Source organism: Actinomadura sp. 6N118 (assembly GCF_044326415.1).
GTDB lineage: Bacteria > Actinomycetota > Actinomycetes > Streptosporangiales > Streptosporangiaceae > Spirillospora.
The window spans coordinates 1-821 of sequence record NZ_JBIRAZ010000079.1 but is presented as its reverse complement, the minus strand read 5'-3'; the positions used below and the strand labels follow the sequence as shown (position 1 = coordinate 821).

Annotated in this window: 1 pseudogene; it reads right to left on the bottom strand. The window is 60.7% G+C overall.

The features are described from left to right. A pseudogene (locus ACH34W_RS55455) lies at positions 1–821 on the bottom strand (DNA-directed RNA polymerase subunit beta); the annotation flags it as partial.

Below are 821 nucleotides of genomic sequence, written 5' to 3'. Positions count from 1 at the left end.
GCCACGTCATACCGCTTGGGATTGAAATACAGATTCTCCAGCAGCGTCTGCGCCGACTCCTTGGTCGGCGGCTCACCCGGACGCAGCTTGCGGTAGATGTCCAGCAGCGCATCGTCCTGACCGGAGGTGTGATCCTTCTCCAGCGTCACATTGATCGACTCATACCCGCCGAAATGCTCACGGATCCGCGCCTCGTCCCACCCCAGCGCCTTCAGCAACACCGTCACCGGCTGCTTGCGCTTACGGTCGATCCGCACACCCACGTTGTCGCGCTTGTCGACCTCGAACTCCAGCCAGGCACCCCGGCTCGGGATCACCCGGCAGCCATAGATGTCCTTGTCCGAGGCCTTGTCCAGCGCCCGGTCGAAATAGACACCGGGAGACCGCACCAACTGCGAGACGACCACTCGCTCGGTGCCGTTGATGATGAAGGTGCCCTTGGGCGTCATGAGCGGGAAATCACCCATGAACACCGTCTGGCTCTTGATCTCACCGGTGGTGTTGTTGATGAACTCCGCCGTGACGAACATCGGAGCGGAGTAGGTCATGTCCTTGTCCTTGCACTCCTCCACGGAGTACTTCGGAGGCTCGAACCGGTGATCCCGGAACGACAACGACATGGTTCCCGAGAAGTCCTCAATGGGACTGATCTCTTCAAAGATCTCTTCGAGGCCCGACTGCGTCGGGACACTCTTACTTCCGGCCTTCTGGGCCGCCTCGACCCGGGCCTTCCACCTCTCATTACCCAGCAGCCAGTCAAAAGAGTTGGTCTGCAGAGCAAGGAGGTCCGGGACTTCGAGCGGCTCCTTGATGCGCGCGAA